Origin of the sequence: Bathymodiolus platifrons methanotrophic gill symbiont, assembly GCF_002189065.1 — a bacterium.
GTDB lineage: Bacteria > Pseudomonadota > Gammaproteobacteria > Methylococcales > Methylomonadaceae > Methyloprofundus.
Genome location: NZ_BDMN01000445.1, coordinates 1 through 1948, shown reverse-complemented (window position 1 = coordinate 1948; position 1948 = coordinate 1). Strand labels below are relative to the sequence as shown.

Annotated in this window: 1 protein-coding gene and 1 pseudogene; both read left to right on the top strand. The window is 39.7% G+C overall.

All coding sequences use genetic code 11. From position 1 onward, the window contains the following. Positions 1-497, top strand: a pseudogene (locus tag CDZ78_RS19100) (IS6 family transposase); the annotation flags it as partial. Between the two features lie 314 nt (positions 498-811). Beyond that, positions 812-1297: a hypothetical protein gene (locus CDZ78_RS19095; protein WP_087871390.1), complete on the top strand. Its 486-nt coding sequence runs from the start codon at positions 812-814 to the stop codon at positions 1295-1297. Positions 1298-1948 lie beyond the last annotated feature (651 nt).

Sequence of the window (1948 nt, the reverse complement as noted above, 5' to 3'; positions counted from 1 at the left end):
AATCTCAGAAACGAGAAACAAATAAATCGTGGCGCATGGATGAAACGTATATCAAAGTGAAGGGTCAGTGGACCTATTTATACCGAGCTGTTGATAGTCACGGTGATACGCTTGATTTCATGCTTTCTGAGCGCCGTGATGAAGAGGCTGCAACCGCATTTTTCAAACAAACAATTAACAATAATGGCTTTCCTGATAAGGTCGTTATGGATAAAAGTGGCGCTAACTATGCAGGATTATCCAATATTAACCTCTTGTTAATCCTAGCAGGGTTTACCACCATGATCGACATATTACAGATTAAATATTTGAATAACATCATCGAACAGGACTATCGATTTATCAAAAAAATAACAAAACCGATTATGGGCTTTAAAGCGTTTCACTCCGCTCAAGCAACCATTGATGGAATTGAAACGGCACATATGATCTGAAAGCGACAATTGTCTGAGGAAAAAATTCCTGCTTATAAGCAATTTATGGCTTTAGCAGAATAGTTATGCCTGAAGACCAGGAGGTCTGCGATTTTGATAATTATTGCGACAGAACCACAGAAATTGCTCATGGATTTAATTGGCACCAGCACAATATATAGGAGGTGGAGGTGCTAACTGACTACCCCCTTAAGTTAATTTAGCTCACTCAGAATAGGAGACCCGAAAAGTTACTGATGGTTTTAAAGAATCCATGCAAATCGTTTTTGATGGGCACTTGAGCCGATGGAATTATGTGGCTGTGCCTGCAAGTGCGGAGCAATCATGAATTGTCGAAGTTATTTTATGCTTATTATTAATCAAAGGAGTAAATTATCATGAAAAAATTATATCTAGTACTATTTCTATCCGTATCTATCTTAGTATCACTTGTACCCACGCAGGCATCAGCCTACCAAGTGGGGATATTTAATAATACATTCACAGACGTTATAGTTACATGGTATTCATATAAGTGTGGTTATGGTGAAGCGGCGGAATGTTTCAGAAGAAATGTAAAGGCTAATGGTACAGTCTATGGAACTAACTATAATGAACTTGACCCTACATTCTCTTTTCCCGAAGGATATGACACTTATATTTCCGTTTTTAAACACCTTGTCAATGGTCAGAATCCTTGCGAACTACAGGATGACGACCCAGAGAAAAAAGCATGTCTACATAGCAATGTCGTGATTAAAAGTCAGCCAGATGGAATCAGAGTGATGTGTAGGATTGGTTCAATCAACCTTTATCATCTAAAGGACTGGCCACCTTCGTTCGCATGTTATTCACCAGAACAAATGACAACGCCTTTCAAATAGACTCACTAGAACCTAGCACATACCCTGACTTCAAGGTAGCCAGAGTCGAAAGACTGTCCGCTGCAATCAGGGTGTGTGCTACCTTTGTTAAGATAATTTGGAATAGTAACTATATTACTTACATTGAGCGGGTCTATTTTCTGATTTCTACATTAAAAATACTTTAATAATTAGAGTGTTATGTAAAAACATATAAATAATAAAATCCTAATATTAGAATCCCGGGGTTTATTGGTCCCAGATCGCTAGTCAAAACTATGCACTTTAGTGCAAGGCTTTGGCTGCTACACACTTATAGACTTTCAGAAAAATAACTTCCCAAAAAGTCGAAAAAGACTGGGTTAAAATAAGCTTATAATTGCTCAGATACCTCATCGAACGGGAACAATAACATTGGTTAGCCTAACTTTTTCAAAGCCACTGATTGTACAGTTAAACGACACTCTTTCGCTGCCAGCCATGGAGAGCGAACGCGAGGGCTGGTAGTCCCCAGAAGGCGTAGGGCCGTTGTTTTGTCGGAATCGTAGCGCTAGCGTAGGTGGAGACAAAATAAAAGGCATTTCGAAACGCCGTCCAGTCATTTGAGGGAGTGTTACGAAGCCAGCACCGAGTTTACGATGGTAGTGGCGAAGTGGCACGTACGCAGGACGT